Source organism: Micromonospora sp. RL09-050-HVF-A (genome assembly GCF_019374995.1).
Lineage (GTDB): Bacteria > Actinomycetota > Actinomycetes > Mycobacteriales > Micromonosporaceae > Micromonospora > Micromonospora antibiotica.
In genome coordinates, this window is record NZ_JAGKQP010000002.1 from 3184141 (window position 1) to 3204936 (window position 20796).

At 71.1% G+C, this 20796-nt stretch carries 13 protein-coding genes and 1 pseudogene; 7 read left to right on the forward strand and 7 right to left on the reverse strand.

The genetic code is table 11. The features are described 5' to 3' along the window. The first annotated feature begins 1 nt into the window (after window position 1). From J7462_RS13745 to J7462_RS13755, 3 genes are all read left to right on the forward strand, one after another. Entirely contained in the window at window positions 2–1660 is a 1659-nt protein-coding gene (locus J7462_RS13745) for a sodium:solute symporter family protein (protein WP_219464414.1), read from the forward strand. A 31-nt stretch (window positions 1661–1691) separates the two neighbouring features. Further along, window positions 1692–1997, forward strand: a complete 306-nt coding sequence (locus J7462_RS13750) for a hypothetical protein (RefSeq protein ID WP_208568441.1) — start codon at window positions 1692–1694, stop codon at window positions 1995–1997. A 73-nt stretch (window positions 1998–2070) separates the two neighbouring features. After that, complete coding sequence (locus tag J7462_RS13755) at window positions 2071–2445, forward strand: hypothetical protein (RefSeq protein ID WP_219464415.1); 375 nt, start codon at window positions 2071–2073, stop codon at window positions 2443–2445. Between the two features lie 217 nt (window positions 2446–2662). Here J7462_RS13755 and J7462_RS13760 read toward each other — a convergent pair whose 3' ends face one another. Then, window positions 2663–4462 (reverse strand): glycoside hydrolase family 6 protein, encoded by a 1800-nt coding sequence (locus J7462_RS13760; protein ID WP_219464416.1) that lies wholly within the window; start codon window positions 4460–4462, stop codon window positions 2663–2665. 548 nt (window positions 4463–5010) lie between these two features. Between J7462_RS13760 and J7462_RS13765 the strand changes: the two genes are divergently transcribed. Beyond that, entirely contained in the window at window positions 5011–6105 is a 1095-nt protein-coding gene (locus J7462_RS13765; protein ID WP_219464417.1) for a hypothetical protein, read from the forward strand. Beyond that, window positions 6092–6829, forward strand: a complete 738-nt coding sequence (locus J7462_RS13770; RefSeq protein WP_208568437.1) for a class F sortase — start codon at window positions 6092–6094, stop codon at window positions 6827–6829. The genes J7462_RS13765 and J7462_RS13770 overlap by 14 nt, the downstream gene beginning before the upstream one ends. 100 nt (window positions 6830–6929) lie before the next feature. Here J7462_RS13770 and J7462_RS13775 read toward each other — a convergent pair. Continuing rightward, window positions 6930–12004 (reverse strand): annotated as a pseudogene (locus J7462_RS13775) (NAD-glutamate dehydrogenase). A gap of 339 nt (window positions 12005–12343) precedes the next feature. Here J7462_RS13775 and J7462_RS13780 point away from each other — a divergent pair. Beyond that, complete coding sequence (locus J7462_RS13780; protein ID WP_219464418.1) at window positions 12344–14305, forward strand: penicillin-binding transpeptidase domain-containing protein; 1962 nt, start codon at window positions 12344–12346, stop codon at window positions 14303–14305. A 62-nt stretch (window positions 14306–14367) separates the two neighbouring features. Here the strand turns inward: J7462_RS13780 and J7462_RS13785 are convergent, their stop codons facing one another. The 4 genes from J7462_RS13785 to J7462_RS13800 all read right to left on the reverse strand — a co-directional run bounded on the left by J7462_RS13785 (window position 14368) and on the right by J7462_RS13800 (window position 18703). After that, the gene (locus J7462_RS13785; RefSeq protein WP_308290896.1) at window positions 14368–15453 is read right to left on the reverse strand and encodes an arginase family protein; all 1086 of its coding nucleotides are present in this window, start codon (window positions 15451–15453) and stop codon (window positions 14368–14370) included. 65 nt (window positions 15454–15518) lie between these two features. Then, window positions 15519–16442: a tetratricopeptide repeat protein gene (locus J7462_RS13790; RefSeq protein WP_219464419.1), complete on the reverse strand. Its 924-nt coding sequence runs from the start codon at window positions 16440–16442 to the stop codon at window positions 15519–15521. A gap of 111 nt (window positions 16443–16553) precedes the next feature. Further along, complete coding sequence (locus J7462_RS13795; RefSeq protein ID WP_219464421.1) at window positions 16554–18242, reverse strand: methylmalonyl-CoA mutase; 1689 nt, start codon at window positions 18240–18242, stop codon at window positions 16554–16556. A gap of 122 nt (window positions 18243–18364) precedes the next feature. Then, entirely contained in the window at window positions 18365–18703 is a 339-nt protein-coding gene (locus tag J7462_RS13800) for a hypothetical protein (RefSeq protein WP_219464423.1), read from the reverse strand. 330 nt (window positions 18704–19033) lie between these two features. Here J7462_RS13800 and J7462_RS13805 point away from each other — a divergent pair, with 330 nt between their 5' ends. Then, a complete protein-coding gene (locus J7462_RS13805; protein WP_208568431.1) occupies window positions 19034–19537 on the forward strand; it encodes a hypothetical protein in 504 nt (167 codons plus the stop codon). Window positions 19538–19731: 194 nt separating this feature from the next. On the opposite strand, the gene meaB is transcribed toward J7462_RS13805, so the two are convergent. After that, window positions 19732–20667 carry a methylmalonyl Co-A mutase-associated GTPase MeaB gene (meaB, locus tag J7462_RS13810; protein ID WP_255598571.1) on the reverse strand — a complete coding sequence of 312 codons (936 nt, stop codon included), beginning with the start codon at window positions 20665–20667 and terminating at the stop codon, window positions 19732–19734. Window positions 20668–20796 lie beyond the last annotated feature (129 nt).

Here is a 20796-nt window from a genome sequence, read left to right on the forward strand (position 1 = left end):
GATGGACGGTGCCGGGCTCAGACTGAACATGAACGTGCTGGACTACGGAATCCTGGCGCTCTACTTCGTCACCGTGCTGGGGGTCGGCTTCGCCGCCCGTCGGGCGATCCGCACCAGCGTCGACTTCTTCCTCTCCGGGCGTTCGCTGCCCGCCTGGGTGACCGGCCTGGCCTTCGTCTCGGCCAACCTGGGCGCCCTGGAGATCATCGGGATGGCCGCCAACGGCGCGCAGTACGGCATCATGACCGTCCACTACTACTGGATCGGCGCCGTACCGGCGATGATCTTCCTGGGCATCGTGATGATGCCGTTCTACTACGGCTCCCGGGTCCGCAGCGTCCCGGAATACCTGCGACTGCGGTTCAACCGGCCGACCCACCTGCTGAACGCGATCAGCTTCGCGGTGGCCCAGGTGCTGATCGCCGGGGTCAACCTCTACGCGCTGGCGCTGATCATGCAGGCGCTGCTCGGCTGGCCGCTCTGGCTGGCGATCGTCATCGGGGCGGCGATCGTGCTGGCCTACATCACCGTCGGCGGACTGACCGGCGCGATCTACAACGAGGTGCTCCAGTTCTTCGTCATCATCGCCGGGCTGGTGCCGATCACCGTCATCGGCCTGGTCAAGGTGGGCGGCTGGGCCGGCCTGATGGACTCGGTCCGCGACTCCAAGCTGGGCGAGGCCGGGCTGCACGCCTGGGAGGGCACCGGCAGCACCGCCAACCCGCTCGGCGCACACTGGCTGGGCATCGTGTTCGGGCTCGGTTTCGTGCTCTCCTTCGGCTACTGGACCACCAACTTCGCCGAGGTGCAGCGGGCGCTGTCGGCCAAGAACATGAGCGCCGCCCGGCGTACGCCGATCATCGCCGCGTACCCGAAGCTGGTCATCCCGGTGGTGACCGTGGTCCCGGGCCTGATCGCGCTGGTCACCGTCAAGGGGCTGGGGGCCGAGTCCGGTGACCTGGTCTACAACAACGCGATTCCGCTGCTGATGCGCGACCTGCTGCCCAACGGGGTGCTCGGGATCGCGGTCACCGGCCTGGTCGCCTCGTTCATGGCCGGCATGGCGGCCAACGTCAGCGGCTTCAACACGGTCTTCACCTACGACATCTGGCAGGCGTACGTCCGCAAGGAGCGGTCCGACGACTACTACATCCGGGTCGGTCGGATCGCGACCGTGGCCGGGGTGGTGGTGGGCATCGGCACCGCGTTCATCGCCGCCGGGTTCAGCAACATCATGAACTACATCCAGGCGCTGTTCTCCCTGTTCAACGCCCCGCTGTTCGCCACCTTCATCATCGGCATGTTCTGGCGGCGGATGAGCGCCCTGGCCGGTTTCTGGTCGCTGCTGGCGGGCACCCTGGCCGCGCTGGCGACCTACCTGCTCTACAAGGCCGGCGTGGTGCACTTCAACTCCGACCTGGAGGAGAGCTTCTGGGGCGCGGGCATCGCCTTCGTCACGGTCGCCGTGGTGGCGGCGGTGGTCACCCCGCTGACCCGACCCAAGCGGGCCGAGGAGTTGCAGGGTCTGGTCTACGGCATGGGCGGGATCGACCTGAAGGGCGACGTGCTCGCCGGGGACCAGGTCTGGTGGCGTTCGCCGGTGCTGCTGGGCGCGATCGCGCTGGTGCTGGCCGTGCTCTTCTACATCCCGGTCTTCTGAGCCCGGTCTGTCACGAGAGGGAGGCGCAGGCGTGGACCAGCACAGCGAGCGGGCGAACGACCCGCAGGTCGTCGAGACGGAGAACGAGCGCAAGCGGTCCGCCGCCGCCCGGCTGTTCGACATCCGCCGGGTCATCGGTGGTCTCTTCGTGGTGTACGGGGTGATCGTCGGCCTGGTCGGTCTCTTCGACTCGGCTGCCGAGATCGACAAGGCGCAGGGCGTCCGGATCAACCTGTGGGCCGGGCTGGCGATGTTGGCTTTCGGGCTGTTCATGCTGGCCTGGCAGTGGCTGCGGCCGGTGGTGCCGCCCACCACCGAGGAGGCCCGGGAGGTGTGATCCGCCCCGGCATGGCGTCGCCCGGACGGGGTACCCGGGGCGCGGAAGGCGTCTGGGACAGGAGGGCGGCACCATGACCGATCGTGACCCGAACCGACCGTTGGAGGAACGCCCGGAGGTGGCCGCCGCGGTGGACGACGACTCCACCGTGCCGCAGCTGGCGCGGGGCGGCGGCGGGCCGGCCGACCCGTCGTTCGTCGCGCCGGGTGACCAGCCCGGCGCGTCGACCGAGGAGCTGATCGGTGACCCGTACGCGGCGGGCACCGGGGCCACCGGGACCGGCACGGGGGCCGGTGGGGACAACATCCGCACCGGGGCCGAGCAGCCCTGGGAGCCGGAGGACCTGGTCATGGCGCGCGGGCAGGACCTGACGCCGCAGAACCTGGAGCGGGCCCGCCGGGACCTGGCCGAGTTGGGCCGGGCGGCGGTGGAACGTACCGTGCCCTGAGTCCCGCCTCGGTCGCCTCGCGCCCGGTGGGGTGTGCGGCGACCCGGGGCCGGGAGACCGGGACCGGGAGACCGGGGGCCTCACATGACGACCGTCCGGTCCCGGACCGGGGCCCCGGGGACACGGGTGGGCCCCCGGCCCGACCTCTCGGTCGGACCGGGGGCCCGGGTGCGCCCGCCGCGTCAGTGCCTCACTCCAGCCGCGGCGGGCTGGTTCGTCAGAGCGCCGGGTAGGCGTTCTTCATGAGCTCCTGGAACTGGGCGGAGAACCAGGCGCCGGAGATCGGCGCGTTGGGCAGGGCGCCGCTCATGCTGTTGCCGTTACGGGCGTTACCGGTGTAGGTCGGGTCGCACATCCGGTCGAAGCCCTTGCCCTCGTTGTTCGGGATGAGGGAGCTGGAGCCGTCGGACTCACCCGGGGGCTTCACCCAGACGTAGGCGTCGATGCCCGGCTCGGGGTTGGCCTTCGGCCGCTCGCCGAGACCCGCACCGACCTGGTTGCACCAGTTGCCGGCGTGGAAGCGACGGTCGACACGACCACCGTTGACGTAGGTGTCGACGCTGGTGGTCGCACCCGGGCCGGTGGGCCGGGCGGTGCCGCCCCAGCCGTTACGGGAGGTGTCGATCAGCATGCCGATGTTGCTGTTGAAGCCGACCGAGACCAGCTTGTCGCGGAACGCCTGGGCGAACGACAGCTCGTCGACGTAGAAGTTCCAGTCGATCCACTTGGACTGGCGGACGGTCTGGCCGTTCACCGAGTCGGTGATCTTGATGTACGGCTCCTTCAGGGCGGAGTAGTTCGCCGTGTTGGTGATGAAGCCGTGCACGTAGTTCACGTTGCTGCCGGAGGCGACGGCGGCGGTCTTCAGGATGTCGGCGGTCGGGCCGAAGTTGGTGTCCCAGCCCAGCCAGCCGTGGTGACCGGCGTCGATGTAGTTGTAGACGTTGCCGATCGCGCCCAGCTTGGCCAGGGCGTAGCCGACACCGTTGACGTACGCGCCGTTGGCTTTCACCACGTCACACTGCACCGTGCCACCGGCGTTGCCGGAGGTGTTGGTGACCAGGTTCGGCAGCGAGTCGATCTCGACGATGTTGATGATCCGCAGGCTGGCGTACTTGGCCTGGCTCTGGATCGCGGCGATCGGGTCGATGTACTCCGACTTGTACCGCGGCAGTTCGTCGGCGGCCAGCTCACCGTTGGAGGCGAGCGCCGAGCAGTCCCGGCCGGGCAGGTTGTAGATCACGAACTGGATGTAGCCGGCACCCTGGGCCAGCGCGGCGTCCAGGTGGTCCTTGACGCCCATCGCACCGTTGGAGCTGCTGTCGGTGGTGCCGTTGATCGCGGCGATCCGGTCCAGCCACACGGCGGTCGGGTTGTTGGAGACCCGGCTGCCACCAGGCTCGGCGTCCGCCTTGGCCTTCCACTCCGGGTTCACGTAGCCCTTGACCCCGACGTAGGGGTTGTCCACCTTCTGCCCCGGCGGGGGCGTGGTGGGCGGCGGGGTGGTGGGCGGCGGCGTCGTGGGCGGCGGGGTGGTGGGCGGAGGCGTGGTCGGCGGAGGCGTGGTGGGCGGCGGCGTCGTCGGCGTGACGCCGCCACAGACCACCCCGTTCAGGGTGAACGAGGCCGGCTTGGGGTTGCTGCCGCTCCACGAGCCGTTGAAGCCGAGGGTGGTGCTGCCGCCGCGACCCAGCGAGCCGTTGTAGGACTCGTTGGTGGCGGTCACGTTCTGGCCGCTCTGCGACCACTTGGCCGACCAGCCCTGGGTGACCCGCTGGCTGCTGTTGGGGAAGGTGAAGCCGAGGGTCCAGTTGCTGATCGGGTCACCCACGTTGCGGATGGTGACGTTCGCGGTGAAACCGCCGGACCAGTCGTTGGTGCTGTAGTCGATGCTGCACTGGGTGGCGGCCTGCGCCGCGGTGACCGGGATGGTCACCAGCCCGCCCGCGACCAGCACGCTCGCCCCGGTGAGGGCGAACGCCCGGCGTCGGGCGGACAGACTTCTCCACAGATTCATGCCTTTTGCACTCCTTGGGCGAGACCGGCACCGCGTGGGGACCGGCAAGTGGCGCGTGAGCGTCCTGGGGTACGGACGACCCCGGCGCCAACGGGACATCTCGGGGGGTGCCCGACCCGGAGGGCGGGCGTGGTGGTGGCGAGCTGCACCGGCCCCGTGGGACCGGTCGGCGGCGACGTCGTCCGGTGCACCGGTTGCCCTCGACATCTGCCGTGCGCGGTGTGGCTCCCCGAACCGCGTGCAGCGATTCTTGCATGGGAGCGCTTCCATGGCAATGGCTCGATACTTCGCGGCAACCTGGCGGCAACGCCCGGACCGACACTCGGGGCCCTGGCGAGCCTATCCCCGCCCAGCTCGGCCGGCAGTGCACCAACCACCCCCCGAGGCGGCAAATGACGACACAAGCGCTCTAGCTCCCTTAAGCCCCGCATCATCGGTAAAGCCGAAAACACGAATCTTTCCCCGAATAAGTCGTGAAACGGTCTAACGTCGGTCATAGCTCGACTGTCGTCGGGCTCAGGACAACAGGGGATGGAGTGACGCAGGTCATGGCTAACAAGATGCTCGGGAAGGTTGTCGCGGGTGCCGCTCTCGGTGGCGCGTCCCTTCTGGTGTTCACGCCGGGGATCGCGTTCGCGGACGGTCACCACGACGGCGAGAGCCGGGACGGCAAGGTCATCGCCAAGCCACACGTCGTCAAGCCCGGCGACGAGGTCAAGCTCATCGAGATCTGCCCGGAGGCACAGGAACACGCCTTCGTCTGGTCCGAGGTCACCGGCAAGGTCAAGCTCAAGCCCGAGGGCCGCGGCGAGGACCACGGCAAGGGCGACGAGCACGGCAAGGGCGAAGAGGGCAAGGGCGAGGACCACGGCAAGGGCGAAGAGGGCAAGGGCGAGGACCACGGCAAGGGACCCGACGGGAAGGGCCCCGACGACAACGGCCCCAAGCCGCAGCCGCCGGCCGAGGGTGGCCAACCCCCGGCTGACGGCGGGCAGCCGCCGGCCGACGGCCGGGGCGGTGGCTTCATGGCCGCCGACCAGGGGCCGGACCATGGCGACAAGGGCGACGAGGGCAAGGGCGAGGAGCACGGCAAGCCCGGCGAAGAGTCCGGCGAGCACGGCAAGCCGGGCGAGGAGTCCGGTAAGCCCGGCGAGCACGGCAAGCCCGGCGAAGAGTCCGGTAAGCCTGGCGAGCACGGCAAGCCCGGCGAAGAGTCCGGCGAGCACGGCAAGCCCGGCGCCGAAGAGGAGCACGGCAAGCCGGGCTACGGCGAGGAGTCCGACGAGGACGACTGGCTGGGCCACGACGAGTACGGCCAGGACGAGGAGTACGGATACGGCAAGGGCGAGGAGTCCGACCACGGCAAGGACGAGGGTGGCTGGGAGCACAAGAAGGACTTCGTCTACTACGGCGAGGCCGAGGTCTCCGAGCACGCCCGTCCGGGCCGGTACGAGCTGAAGGGCTCGTGCGGCGAAGGCGAACTGGTCGTCCTGCCGAAGGGCCACGTCGATGGCGGTGACGGTGGGATGACCACCACCGCCGCCGACCGGAGCATGGCCGTCGGCGGAGTGGGCATGATCGGCGCGGCTGCCCTCGGCGGCATCGTGCTGATGCGTCGGCGTCGGGCCGATGAGCTCGGCTGACCCGACGGCGACACGGGCCGGCGGCCGTCACGGGAGACCGTGGCGTGCCGCCGGCGCGGCCGTCGTCGTCCTGCTCGCCATGGCCGGCTCCGGCATGGTCGGCGCGTCACTGCGCACCACGCCCCCGCCGCGTCCCCCACAACCGGCGGCCCAGGCCGCGCCGCAGACCACCCCGGCGACCACCCCCGCCGGGGAGACCGGGCCGGTCGACGACCCGGACGCCCAGGTCCCCGCCGACGCGAGCGTGCCACCGGGCCCCGATCCGCTGCTCCGGGCCGCCCCCACCGCCATCGTGATCCCGCGGATCGGGGTCGACGCGGAGATCATGCCGCTGGGCACCAACCCGGACGGCACGGTCCAGGTGCCCCCGCTGGACCAGGCCCAGCGCGCCGGCTGGTACGAGCCGGGCGTCAGCCCCGGGGAGACCGGGAATGCGGTGATCGTCGGGCACGTCGACTCGGCGAAGCTCGGGCCGGCGGTCTTCTTCCAACTCGGCGCGCTCCTGCCGGGCGACACCATCACGGTGTCCCGGGCCGATGGCGGCGTCGCCATCTTCACCGTCGACGAGGTGCGTTCCTATCCCAAGGACCAGTTCCCCACCGAGCTGGTGTACGGCCCGAACGACCGACCCGGACTGCGGGTGGTGACCTGCGGCGGCCAGTTCGACCAAGGGGCCGGCAGCTACCAGGACAACGTGATCGTCTTCGCCACCCTGACGTCCTGACCCCTACCGCACCTCCCGGCGGGACACCGCCGGCCGACCACACCGGTGCCGCGCCTGCGGCGGGACGAGGATCCCACCGCAGGCGCGGCCGGTGTCACGGTCAGGCGGCGGCGGACGTCCGGACCAGGGTGCGGATCTGCCGCAGCAGCACCGACAGCGAGGCGAGGTCCGCCCGCGACTCGTCGAACTCCCCCATCGCCCGGTGCGCCCGGTGGATCGAGGTGGCGTTCGACTGTTCCCACTGGAGCACCCGCTCCTGCGGCGGCAGGTCACCCGAGGTGGAGTCGAGCACCTCCCCGGTGAGCGCGGCCAGCGCGGCGTACAGGTCGTAGCGCAGCGCCATCCGGGCCAACGTCTGCCAGCGGTCCTCGCGCGGCAGCAGGGAGATCTTCGACAGCAGCGAGTCGACCCGGAACCGGTCGGAGAGCACGAAGTAGACCGAGGCCACCTCACCGACGTCGCGGCCACTGGTCCGCGCCGTCTCCACCACGTCCAGCAGACCGAAGCTGTACATCAGCCGGGTCGCCTGCTCGGCCAGGCCGGCCGGCAGCCCCGGGCGGTCATCGCGTCGATGTGCTCCCGCAACGACTCCCGCTCGCTGCCGTGGAACCGGTCCTGGAGGTCGGGCAGTAGCCGGGCCACCCCGTCGCGGAGCCGCTCGATCTCGGCCGGCACGTCGATCGGCGAGCGCCGGTTGGTCACCAGCCAGCGCACCGCCCGGTCGAGCAGCCGCCGGGTGTCCAGGTAGACGCTGGTCTGCAACTCCGGCGAGACCTGGTTGTCCAGCGCCTCGACCGCGTCCCACAGCTCCCGCAGCCCGAAGACCTCCCGGACCACCACGTACGCCCGGATGACGTCGGCCGCCGACGCGGCCGTCTCCTCGACGACCCGGAAGACGAACGAGATGCCGCCCCGGTTGATCGCCTCGTTGACCAGGACCGTGGTGACGATGTCCCGACGCAGCCGGTGCTGGGCCATCCGGTCGGCGAACCGCTCGCGCATCGGCGTCGGGAAGTAGTCGACCAGCACCCTGGTCGTCCACTCCTCGTCCGCGAGGCCCTCGGCGAGGATCTCCCGCTCCAGCACGATCTTGACGTACGCGAGCAGCACCGCGAACTCCGGCGCGGTCAGCCCGGACTCGGTGCGTACCGCCAGCTCCTCGTCCGGGGGCAGCGCCTCCAGCGCCCGGTCGAGCTGACCGGCCCGCTCCAGTTCGCTGATCATCCGGCGGTGCACCGGCAGCAGCGAGGCGGCCTGGGCCTGCGAGTTGTTGATCGCCCGTGCCTGGTCGTAGTTGTCCCGCAGGACCAGCTCGGCGACCTCGTCGGTCATCTGGGCCAGCAGCTCGTCACGGGCGGGGACGTCCAGCGCCCCGTCGGCGACCGCCGTGTTCAGCAGGATCTTGATGTTCACCTCGTGGTCGGAGCAGTCCACCCCGGCGGCGTTGTCGATGAAGTCGGTGTAGATCCGGCCGCCGGTAGACGCGTACTCGATCCGGCCGAGCTGGGTGCAGCCCAGGTTGCCACCCTCGCCGACGACCCGGCAGCGCAGGCTCTTGCCGTCCACCCGGATCGCGTCGTTGGACTTGTCGCCCGCCTCGGCGTTGGTCTGGCTGGACGCCTTCACGTAGGTGCCGATGCCGCCGTTCCAGAACAGGTCCACCGGCGCGGTGAGGATCGCCTTCATCAGCTCCGGCGGGCTGAGCTGGGTGACGTCGTCGGCCAGGCCGATGGCCGCCCGCACCTGCGGGGTGATCGGGATCGACTTGGCCCCGCGCGGGAAGATCCCGCCGCCTTCGGAGATCAGCTTCGGGTCGTAGTCCTCCCAGGACGACCGGGGCAGCCCGAACAGCCGCTGACGTTCCCGGAAGGAGGTGGCGGCGTCCGGGTCCGGGTCGAGGAAGATGTGCCGGTGGTCGAACGCGGCCACCAACCGGATGTGTTCGGAGAGCAGCATCCCGTTGCCGAACACGTCGCCGGACATGTCGCCGACGCCGACCACGGTGAAGTCAGCCGTCTGGGTGTCGTGGCCCAGCTCGCGGAAGTGCCGCTTGACCGACTCCCAGGCACCCCGGGCGGTGATGCCCATCTTCTTGTGGTCGTAGCCGGCGGAACCGCCGGAGGCGAACGCGTCACCCAGCCAGAAGCCGTGCGCCGCCGAGATCTGGTTGGCGATGTCGGAGAACGTCGCGGTGCCCTTGTCCGCCGCGACCACCAGGTACGGGTCGTCGGGGTCGTGCCGCACCACGTCCACCGGCGGCACGATGTCCCCGGCGACGATGTTGTCGGTGACGTCGAGCATCGCGCCGACGAACTCCTGGTAGCAGGCGACCGCCTCGTCCCGGTCCCCCGGCTTCTGCTTCAGCACGAAGCCGCCCTTGGCACCCACCGGCACGATCACCGCGTTCTTCACCATCTGCGCCTTGACCAGGCCGAGCACCTCGGTGCGGAAGTCCTCCCGCCGGTCGGACCAGCGCAGCCCGCCCCGGGCCACCGCCCCGTAGCGCAGGTGCACGCCCTCGAACCGGGGCGAGTAGACGAAGATCTCGAACTTGGGTCGGGGCGCCGGCAGGTCCGGGATGGCCTGCGGGTCCAGCTTGAACGCCACGTACGGCTTGGGTCGCCCGTCGGCGCGCTTCTGGTAGAAGCTGGTCCGCAGGGTGGCCTGCATCAACGTCAGGTAGGCGCGCAGGATGCGGTCCTGGTCGAGGCTGGCCACGTCGTCCAGCGCGACACCGATCGCGTCGACCAGCTCGCCGCTGCGTTCCCGGCGTTGCTCCGCCTCGCGCCCGTCCGGGGCGAACCGCACCTCGAACAGTTCCACCAGCAGCGCCGCGATCCGCGGGTACGCGATGAAGGTCTGCTCCATGTACTCCTGGGAGAAGACCGCCCCGGTCTGCCGCAGGTACTTCGCGTACGCCCGCAGCACCACCACCTGCCGCCAGGTCAGGCCGCCGCGCAGGACCAGCTCGTTGAAGCCGTCCACCTCGGCCTCACCCCGCCAGGCGGCGGCGAAGGCGTTCTCCACGTGCGGGCGCACCTCGGCCAGCTCCTGGTGCCCCTCGGGCAGGCGCAGCCCGAAGTCGTACAGGAAGACCCGGCCGTCGATCCGGTCCACCTCGTACGGGTGCTCGTCGACCACCCGTACGCCCAGCGAGTGCAGCACCGGCAGCACGGCGGAGAGCATCATCGGCTCGCCGTACCGGTAGACCTTGAACCGGACGTCCATCGCCTCGTCGGCCCCGGCGTCGCGCTGCCCCGGCCGGGGCGCCCACTGCTTACGGAACAGGTGCATCTCCAGCTGGCCGGGCTCCTCCAGCAGCTCCAGCTTGGCCAGGTCCTTCATCGCCTCGTACGGCGTGTGCCCGTCCTTGTAGCCCTCCGGGAACGCGTCGGCGTACCGGACGAAGAGCCGTTTGGACTGTTCGTCGCCGAGCTTGCGCTCCAGCACCAGCCGGTAGTCGTCGTCCCAGAGCCGGGTGGCGTCGGCCAACTCCTCGGCGAGCAGGTCGGCGTCGATCTCCCCGGGCGGCCGGTTCGGATCGGTCCGGACGATGAAGTGCACCCGGGCCAGCATCGACTCGGTGACCCGGGTGGTGTAGTCCACCCCCACCCCGTTCAGCTCACGCAGCAGGATGTCCTGCATGCGCAGCCGGTTCTGGGTGGTGAACCGGTCCCGGGGCAGGTAGATCAGGCAGGAGATGAACCGCCCGTACGCGTCGCGGCGCAGGAACACCCGCAGCTGCCGGCGGCCGGCCATCCGCAACACCCCGACCACCGCGTGGTACAGGTCGTCGGTCTTGATCTGGAACAGCTCGTCGCGCGGGTAGGTCTCCAGGATCTGGAGCAGGTCCTTGCCGGAGTGGCTGCGCTGACTCAGCCCGGACCGGTCCAGCACCTCGGCCACCTTGCGGCGGACCACCGGCAGCTCCCGCACGCTCGTCCGGTAGGCGGCGGTGGAGAACAGGCCCAGGAACCGCCGCTCGCCGACCACCCGGCCGGCCTCGTCGAAGATCTTGAAGCCGATGTAGTCCAGGTAGGCCGAGCGGTGCACGGTGGCCCGGGAGTTCGCCTTGGTGATGATCAGCAGCCGCTTCTCCATCACCTTCTCGTGCGCCTCCGGCGTCATCGACGACAGCGCGCGCGCCTCGGGCGAGTCCGACCGCAGGATGCCCAGGCCGGTGCCGAGCACCGCCTCCAGCGCCGGGCCGCCCTGCCCGCCGGAGTCGACCAGCCGGTACTCCCGGTAGCCGAGGAAGGTGAAGTGGTCGTGGGCCAGCCAGCGCAGCAGCTCCACCGAGTCGGTGATGTCCTTTTCCGGCACCGGTGGGCGGTCGTTCGCCGTCCGGGCGGTGGACAGCTCGTCGGCGAGCGCCAGGGCCCGCTGCCGCATCTTCGGCCAGTCCTCGACGGCCTCCCGCACGTCGGTGAGCACCCGCTGCAACTCGCGGCGCAGCTTGTCCCGCTGGTCGGCGTCCCGGACCGGGTCGATCTCGATCCGCATCCAGCTCTCGACCAGGTCACCGGCGATCGCGTCGTCCGGCTCCACGTCGGCGGAGACCTCGGTCAGCCGGCCCAGCGGCTCCCGCCGCACCACCACCAACGGGTGCACCAGCAGGTGTACGTCGAGGTGGTGGGCGTTGAGCAGGGCGGTCACCGAGTCGACCAGGAACGGCATGTCGTCGGTGACGATCTCGACGACGGTGTGGTGCTGGTCGGCGTCGGGGGGCAGGATGCGCAGCTTCAGCTCACCCGGCACCCGCTGCTGGGCGAGGTCACGGTGGGCCCGGGCGGCGTCGAGCATCTCCTCGGCGGTGAACCCGATCAGCTCCTCGTCCGGCGCGAACCGCCAGAACCGGCCCACCAGGGTCGCCGCGTCGTGGTCGTCACCGGCCAACGCCACCGCCTGGGCCACCAGGCGCTCCGCGTTGGGCACCGGCTCGTCGAGCTCGGCGTCCTCCACGTCGTCACCGAGCGCTTCCACCGGAAGCCCCAGGTCGTAGAGGGTGTCGATGCTCGAACCGGTCAACCCGGTCACTCCTGTGTCGAGTCGACCGTAGCCGTCCCCGTCGATCGGCGGGCTGTCCCCGTCGGTCACCGAATCGAAGCTGTCGTCCCGGCCGGTGTCAGTCTGCCGGAGGTCGGGTCCCGGTTTGATCGCCGGACGCCGGTCCATGGGTGCCACTCCCCTCGACGACCCACCGCGTTGTGGGTCACTCTGCCGCCCCACCTTAGGCCCTGCCGTTCCGGTCATCGGTCGGCGGACCGTCGGCCGGACGTCCGGTCCGCGACTCTGGGCCGGTCGCCTGTTGCAGATCCACGTCGGCCGGCTGCCGAGTACCCCGCTGTGGGATGTTCACAACACCCGGGGGCCCACCTCTTCGCCCTGCCCACCGGGGCGGGAAGGGCGTCGACCGCTCCCGCCCGGCGACCCGGTCCGGCCGCGCGGGGCGGTACGGGCGCCCGCCGCGTACTAGCGTGCAGGGCAGCCCGCCACCCGGAAGGTGCCAGCTCCATGCCCCTGTCGTACCCGTACCACCGCCCCGGCACTCCCCTGCGGCGGGCTCTCGCGGCCGTGGCCGCCACGGTGCTGGCGGCCGGTGCCCTCGTCGGCTGCTCCGGCGACGACGACCCGGCGGGCAGCGTGGACGCGTTCCTCGCCGGCTGGCGCAGCGGCAAGCTGGACAAGGTGGGATTTGTCGACCCGACCGGCGCGAGAGTGCCCGCCGCGACCGTCACCGAGCAGATCAAGGCACTCTCCGGCGATCTCGCCACCACCGTGCCCACCCTGGGTCGCGCCGGGGACGCCGAGGTCACCAAGAACCTCGCCACCGCGAAGGTCGACATCAGCTGGGCGTTGCCGGGCGGGGCCACCTGGGCCTACCAGCGGCCGGTCCGGCTGCGGCAGAACAGCGGCGACGACCGGTGGCAGGTGATCTGGGAACCCCAGGTGCTGCACGAGCAACTGGAGAAGGGCGACCGGCTGGCGCTGCGGCGGACCGCCGCGCCCCGGGCCGGGGTGCTCGACGGCGCGGGGCAGCCGATCGTGGCACCCCGCCCGGTGGTCCGCATCGGCGTGCAGCCGGGCGAGGTCACCGACGCCAAGGCCCTGGTGGGAGGGCTCGATGCCGCGTTCAAGGCGGTCAAGCCGCCGATCAGCCCACCGGTGGACCTCAGCGACCTGCCGCAACGGCTGCGCGACGCCGATCCGGGCGCCTTCGTCGAGGTGGTGACGTTACGCGACGAGGCGTACCGGCAGATCCGGCCCCGGATCTACGACCTGCCGGGGACGAAGTTCCGGGCCGAGAAGCTCGACCTGGCCCCCACCCGGGAGTTCGCCCGCGCCCTGCTCGGCACGGTCGACCAGGCGCAGGCCGACGACCTGGCCGCCCACCCCGACCGGTACGCCAAGGGTGACCTGGTCGGCCACGGTGGTCTCCAGGGCCGCTACGACGAGCGGCTGCGCGGTGCTCCCGGCACCATCGTGGAGATCCGCCGACCCACCCCGGAGGGCGGCAGCACCGTCGTCACCGAGGCGTTCCGGCAGGACCCGACCGCCGGTGAGCCGGTCCGCACCAGCCTCGACGTGGCCGTCCAGAACGCCGCCGACGGCGCGTTGCGGGCGGAGAAGCGACGGTCGGCCCTGGTCGCGGTGCGGATCAGCGACGGCGCGGTGCTCGCCGCCGCCAACGGCCCCGGAGCGGCCGGGGAGAACCTGGCCTTCACCGCCCAGGTGCCGCCGGGCTCCACCTTCAAGACGGTCAGCGCCCTCGCCCTGCTGGACAAGGGCGCGGTGACCCCACAGACCATCGTCGACTGTCCCAAGACCCGCGCGGTGGACGGTCGGCCGTTCAAGAACTCCGACGACTTCGTCCTCGGCAAGGTGCCGTTCCGCACCGACTTCGCCAAGTCCTGCAACACGGCCTTCGTGGCGCTGGCCCCGCAACTCGGCCCGGACGGGCTGGCCGCCACCGGCCGTACCCTCGGCCTGGAGGGCAGCTGGGACCTCGGCGCGGACGTCTTCACCGGCAAGGTCTCCACCGGCGGCGCCCCCACCGAGCAGGCCGCTGCGGCGATCGGTCAGGGCACCACCGTGGTCAGTCCGCTGGCCATGGCCGGCGCCACCGCCGCTGTCGCCCGGGGCCGCTGGGAGCAGCCGAAGCTGGTGCTCGACCCGGCCCCGGCCGCACCCGCCGAGGCCGGCCCGTCGTTGAAGGCCGAGTCGGTGGCGGGGCTCAAGACGATGATGCGCGAGGTGGTCACGGCCGGCACCGGCAAGGCGCTGTCCGACGTGCCCGGTGGCCCGGTGTACGGCAAGACCGGCACCGCCGAGTACGACAACGACCCGGCGCACACCCACGCCTGGTTCGTCGGTTGGCGGGGGGACGTCGCGTTCGCCGTCTTCGTCGAGCAGGGCGGGTCGAGTACGGCCAGCGCCGTCCCGATCGTCGAACGCTTCCTGCGCGCCCGCCCCTGACCCGCCCCGGCGGGCGCTGTCGGGGCGGTGGAGCGCAACGTCGACCCTTCCGGGGATCGTGCTCAGGCGACCGGCTCTTCGGCACGCCCCGGCACGTCGGCCGGCCCGGAAACAGCCGGCCCGGAGGCGAAGGGCTCGGGAACGGACGGCCCCGGGACGGATCGTCCGGAGTGGGACGGGCCGGGATCGGTGGGGTGTGGCTGGGGTGGCAGCAGTCGGGGCGCGACGGCGTCCGGGGCGACCACCGGGGCCAGTCCGGCGACGACCGTGTTGACGATCTCGGCGGCGTACGCACCGTCCGGGTCGTAGTCGGGGTCGAAGACGGTCAGCTCGACGCCGAGGCAGTGTGGGGTGTCCACCAGCCCGGCGAGCAGGATCTCCAGCTCGGCGAAGGCGATCCCGCCGGGGTCGGGGGCGTCCACGGCCGGCATCACCGCCGGGTCGAGCACGTCGACGTCGATGTGCACCCAGTAGCCGGCGCAGTCGGCCAGTTGCTCGTGCGCCCACTGGGCGCTGCGGGCGGCCCCCTCGGCGCGCAGGGCCGGCACCGGTCGGGTGGTGATCCCGGCGGCTTGGAGGTCGAGCCGGTACTCGTCCTGTGCCCGGATGCCGAGCACCACCACGTCGATGTCCCGGAAGTACGGTCGACGCCCCTCGATCGCGGCCAGGTCGGCCTGGCCGCGCCCGGTCACCAGGGCGAGGTCCTCGCCGGCTGCCGCACCCACGTAGGAGGCGTTGCCGGGGTGCCGGAAGTCGGAGTGGCCGTCGACGAAGACCAGCCCGATCCGCCCGCCGACCGCCTCGCCGAGCCGGTGCATGGCCAGCGCCGAGCCGAGCAGCACCGAGCAGTCCCCGCCGAGGACCAGGGGGAACTCGTCCCGGTCGATGATCGCGCTGATCCGGTCGGCCAGCGCCGTCGAGTAGCCGGAGATCTCCCGGGCGTGGCAGACCCCGTCACCGGGCCGCCAGTCGCCCGGGTCGTACCGGGGGGCGGTGAGGCAGCCGGCGTCCCGGGCGCCCAGTCGGGCCAGCAGCCCGTGGTCGCGCAGCGCGCCGGGGGCCTTGCCGCAGCCGGGGACGGAGGTGGAGGTGGGTGGGCGCAGACCCAGGTTGGTCGGCGCGTCGAGGACGGCGATTCGGCGCATCACAGGCTCCCGTCCTCGATGGGTGGCGGGCCGGCCGGGGGGCCGGCCCGCGCGGGGATGTCAGGGGTTCAGAACAGGGCGCTGGCCAGGGCGCGTCGGGCGGAGGCCACGGCGGGGTCGTCCGGGCCGGCGATGCTGAACAGGGCGATCAGGTGTTGGCGGGCCTTGTCCCGGTCGTCACCGGCGGTCCGCCGGACCACCCCGACCAGCCGCGCGTACGCCTGCTCGGCCATCCCGCTGAGCACCTCGATGTCGGCGGCGAGCAGTTGGGCGTCGACGTCGTCGGGGTTGGCCTGCGCGGCGGCGAGGGCGGCCTGCGGGTCCGCGCCGGCGACCCGCCGGGCCACCCCGACCTGGGCCAGCCCGGCCTCGGCCGCGGCGTCCGCCGGGGACTCGGCGAGGATCTTGCGGTACGCCTGCTCGGCGGCGTCCAGGTCGCCGCTCATCAACGCGTCGTCGGCCTCGTCGAGGCGCGGGTCCTCCGGCTCGGCCACGGTGACGCCACCGGCCTTGAGCACGGCGGCGAGCCACTGGCGCAGCTGGGGCTCGGGGATCACCCCGGGGAAGGCGTCGATGGGCCGCCCGCCGACGATCGCGTAGACGGTGGGGATGGCCTGGATCTGGAACATCTGCGCGATCCGCGGGTTTTCCTGGACGTCGACCCGGGCGAGGACCCACTGGCCGGCGCCCTCGGCCGCCAACCGCTCCAGCACCGGGGCGAACTGGTCGCTGTCCGGGTAGCCGGCCGCGCCGAAGAAGACCACCACGGGTGTGGTCATCGACCGTTCCAGCACCTCGGACTGGATGTTCGCCTCGGTCACGTCGAGCGCGGCGGCGGCGCCACCTGTGGCGGGACCGCCCGCCAGGCCGGTGGAGGCACCGGTCTGGCTCGGTGTGGCGGGACGGGAACTGGCCGGGGCGGTGCCGCGCAGCGCGCTGAGGTCGACCGCGCCGCGGGTGAAGATCGACGAGGTGATCCGTGGGTCGCTCATGGTTATCTAGTCTCGCACGATCCCCACCGTCCCCGGCTCAGCCACAACGCCCACAGTTGCCACTCTCACCTCCCGTTCTCCCCCTCCCACCCCCCACCCCCACCCCGGGGGTCAGAAGCGGGCGGGTTCGCGGTAGGTGCCCCATTCGGCGCGCAGGGCGTCGCAGATCTCGCCGAGGGTGGCTTCGGCGCGGACGGCGTCGAGCATGGGCGGGATCATGTTGCCGCCGGTGCGGCTGACCTCGATCATGCGCTGCACCGCCGCCGTCACCGCGGCGTCGTCACGGGCGGCCTTGCGCTCGGCGAGGACCCGGCGCTGCTCCAGCTCCACCTCGTGCGAGATGCGCAGGATCTCCAGTTCCTTGGCGGTCGTGCTGGTGTGGCAGTTGACCCCGACGATCTTCTTGTCGCCCTTCTCCAGCGCCTGCTGGTAGACGAAGGCCGACTCGGCGATGTGGCCGGTGAACCAACCGTCCTCGATGCCGCGCAGGATGCCGGAGGTCATCGGGCCGATCTGGTGCGGGCCCTCGCCGCCGAGCTGCCGGATCCGGGCGAAGATCGCCTCCGCCTCGGCCTCGATGGCGTCGGTGAGCGCCTCGACGTACCAGGAGCCGCCGAGCGGGTCGGCCACGTTGGTCACCCCGATCTCCTCCATCAGCACCTGCTGGGTACGCAGGGCGATCTCGGCGGATTCGTCGGTGGGCAGGGCCAGGGTCTCGTCGAGGGCGTTGGTGTGCAGCGAGTTGGTGCCGCCGAGCACCGCGGCGAGGGCCTCCACTGCGGTGCGTACCACGTTGTTGACCGGTTGTTGCGCGGTCAGCGACACCCCGGCGGTCTGGGTGTGGAACCGCAGCCAGAGGGCCTTCTCGCTGGTCGCGCCGTAGACGTCGCGCAGCCAGCGGGCCCAGATCCGGCGGGCGGCCCGGAACTTGGCGATCTCCTCGAAGAAGTCCAGGTGCGCGTCGAAGAAGAAGCTCAGCCCGGGGGCGAAGACGTTGACGTCCAACCCCCGCGAGAGTCCCAGCTCGACGTAGCCGAACCCGTCGGCCAGGGTGTACGCCAGCTCCTGCGCGGCGGTGGAACCGGCCTCGCGGATGTGGTAGCCGGAGACCGACAGCGGCTTGTAGCGGGGGATCTCGGCGGCGCAGTACTCCATCAGGTCGCCGATCAGGCGCAGGTGCGGCTCGGGGTCGAACAGCCACTCCTTCTGCGCGATGTACTCCTTGAAGATGTCGGTCTGCAACGTGCCGTCCAGCCGGGACAGGTCGACGCCCTGCCGCTCGGCGGCGACCAGGTACATGCAGAACACCGGCACCGCCGGCCCGGAGATGGTCATCGAGGTGGTGACGCCGGCCAGGTCGATGCCGTCGAAGAGCGTCTCCATGTCGGCGGCGGTGTCCACCGCGACCCCGCAGTGGCCGACCTCGCCGAGCGCCTGCGGGTCGTCGGAGTCGCGCCCCATCAGGGTCGGCATGTCGAACGCGACGGAGAGCCCACCGCCGCCCGCGCCGAGGATCATCTTGTACCGCTCGTTGGTCTGCTGGGCGTTGCCGAAGCCGGCGAACTGTCGGATCGTCCAGGCCCGCCCCCGGTAGCCGGTCGGGTGCAACCCCCGGGTGTACGGGAACTCGCCCGGCCAGCCGATCCGTTCGAACCCGGGGTAGGCGGTGCCCTCGGGTGGCCCGTACACCGGTTGCACGGTGGCTCCGGACAGGGTGGTGAAGTCCGCGTCCCGCTTGCGCGCGGCGTCGTACCGGGCCTGCCAGCGTGCCCGTCCGGCGGCGATCTCGTCGGCGTTCATCCGCGGGGCTCCTCCTCGAGTCCTCGACCGAACCCCGAGTGTAGAACGAAGCCTGAACGATCGCTAAGGAAGCTCGTACCCGCCGGTAGCCCGCCGAGCACCGTGAAGGGAGGCGAGCGGAGTCAGGCCGCCGGCAGTGCGGGCACCTCGAAGTCGTAGGTGAAGCTGTCCAGCGCTACCTTGACGAGCACCCGACTCGCCTTCGTGACCTTCTCCCTGCCGGCACAGATCAATTCCGTCTGCCAGTTGGAAGTCGCCGGCAGGCCCGCCGGGCGGGACGCAACTTCGCCCAGCTCCACCTGACGGCACTCACCCTTCTTTCCGGCCGCGTCGCGCAGGCCGTACCGGGCGCCCTTCGGGCCGACCACGTCGAAGCGCACTTCGGCCGAAGCACTACGCACGGCCACGACACGGACGGCGTCGGGGCCGAAGACGGGAAGCTCGCTCGGGACCTCGGACACCGCCTGCCGGGGAGTCTCCGAGACTTCCGTGGCGGGCGAAGAATCAGGATAAGCATCTTCCGGTCCCGCGGAACAACCCACGAGGGAAACGGTGACGCTAAGCGACAATCCACATAAAAGCAAGATCCCCGAAACTCTGTCTTTCATTGTCACCCGTTTCGCATTAATAGCTTTTTCGCGATGATACAGAATGGGCCTGAGCAAGTCAAGGGACAACGATGCCGACCTTCCCCTGATATCTTGGCGGCATTCGCGGCGGCCTAATCAAAGAGCCGCCTCGCGCATCCACGGGGAGACAGCTTGAACTTCAGGAAACGTATGTTGAGTGTCGTGTCGGCGATTGCGGTTCTGCCGCTGCCCGTGGTGGCCCTCCAGGCCCCGGCCCTGGCAGGTCCGCAGGGCTGCCCGGCCGAGGGTGAGAACCCGCTCTACACCTTCACCAACATCAGCAAGTCGACGCGGCCGACCGACGTCTACAGCGCCTACATCACTGGCCCCGGCACCATCTCCTACAGCGAGAACGAGACCGCCAACGTCGCCGCGACGGCGTCGGCGACGGTATCCGCCGAAGCCGGCGTCGTTTTCGCGAAGGCGAGCACGTCCATCGGGGTGTCGGTGACAGCCGGACGCTCGTGGACTGCCGGCTTCAGTTACGCGCTGGAAGTGCCGAGTGGGCAACGTCGCAGGATGCGGCTCTTTCAGGAGTCTCGCTCTTTTGTGGTGAAGAAGCAGACCTGGAACGTCGCGCAGTGCAAATTCCTCACCAACTATTCGGGAGCCAGCGCGAACGCTCCCCGAACCGCCCGGGTCGACGAATGGAAGCTCGAGTCCTGAGGACCGGCCGCTGACCCTGACAGATCATTGCCAGCGGAAGCAGAAATGCAGCGAGGGTACGGCTGATCGGCCGGAAATGCTCCGGCGACCGATCGGCCGTACCCTCGTGCCGGACCACTTCCGCGTCAGATCCTGCGTGGCCCGGGCACCACCGAATTCCACCGTGTGTCAGGCGCGTGCCCCGGGTGGACGGCTCAGGTGCCGATCTGGGCGAGCAGTTCGTCGGCCGCCGCGTACGGGTCGAGGGCCCCCTCGGCGACCTTCGCGGCGAGCGCCGGCAACTCCGTACCGTCGCGTAGGGAACCGATGCGGGCGCGCAGGGTGCCCAGCGCGATCGCCTCGATCTCGGCGGCGGCCCGCTTCTCCCGACGTAGGCGGAGCTGGTCGTGCTGCTCAAGCCAGGCACGGTGCTTGTCGATCGCGGCGGCGATGTCGTCGATCCCCTCGCCGCGCGCGGCGATCGACCGCACCACCTGCGGACGCCACTGCCCCGGCCCCCGCTCACCCAACGCGATCATGCCCTGGATGTCCCGGACGGTGTTGTCCGCGCCGTCCCGGTCGGCCTTGTTGACCACGAAGACGTCGGCGATCTCCAGGATGCCGGCCTTGACCGCCTGGATCGCGTCACCCATCCCCGGGGCGAGCAGCACCAGCGTGGTGTCGGCGAGCGACGCCACCTCGACCTCGGCCTGGCCGACCCCGACGGTCTCCACCAGCACCACGTCGCAGCCGGCGCCCTCCAACACCCGGACCGCCTGCGGGGTCGCCGACGACAGCCCACCGAGGTGCCCCCGGCTGGACATCGACCGGATGTAGACGCCCGGGTCGGTCGCGTGGTCCTGCATCCGGACCCGGTCGCCGAGGATCGCCCCGCCGGTGAACGGGCTGGACGGGTCGATGGCCAGCACCCCGACCCGGTGCCCACCCGCCCGCAACGCCCGGACCAGCTCGTTGGTGGTGGTCGACTTGCCCACCCCCGGGGAGCCGGTCAACCCGACCACCTGGGCCTGCCCCGCATAGGGCGCGAGCGCCGCCGCCACCTGCGGCAGCATCTCGTCACCGGACTCGACCAGGGTGATCAGCCGGGCCACCGCCCGGGGGTCACCCTCGCGAGCCCTCTCCACCAGCATCGGTACGTCCCGACTGCGGCGCACCGGGACAGCGGCGGGGGTGGGGGCGCTCTCGACACTCACCGGGTCACCTTCGCCCACGACTGCGGTGCTCGCCAACCCCACTCACTCCTCGCACTCACACGCCCA

Coding starts and splice junctions, on each gene's coding strand:
- J7462_RS13745 (WP_219464414.1), top strand. CDS start 2: ATGGACGGTGCCGGGCTCAGACTGAACATGAACGTGCTGGACTACGGA.
- J7462_RS13755 (WP_219464415.1), top strand. CDS start 2,071: ATGACCGATCGTGACCCGAACCGACCGTTGGAGGAACGCCCGGAGGTG.
- J7462_RS13760 (WP_219464416.1), bottom strand. CDS start 4,462: ATGAATCTGTGGAGAAGTCTGTCCGCCCGACGCCGGGCGTTCGCCCTC.
- J7462_RS13765 (WP_219464417.1), top strand. CDS start 5,011: ATGGCTAACAAGATGCTCGGGAAGGTTGTCGCGGGTGCCGCTCTCGGT.
- J7462_RS13770 (WP_208568437.1), top strand. CDS start 6,092: ATGAGCTCGGCTGACCCGACGGCGACACGGGCCGGCGGCCGTCACGGG.
- J7462_RS13780 (WP_219464418.1), top strand. CDS start 12,344: ATGCCCCTGTCGTACCCGTACCACCGCCCCGGCACTCCCCTGCGGCGG.
- J7462_RS13790 (WP_219464419.1), bottom strand. CDS start 16,442: ATGAGCGACCCACGGATCACCTCGTCGATCTTCACCCGCGGCGCGGTC.
- J7462_RS13795 (WP_219464421.1), bottom strand. CDS start 18,242: ATGAACGCCGACGAGATCGCCGCCGGACGGGCACGCTGGCAGGCCCGG.
- meaB (WP_255598571.1), bottom strand. CDS start 20,667: ATGCTGGTGGAGAGGGCTCGCGAGGGTGACCCCCGGGCGGTGGCCCGG.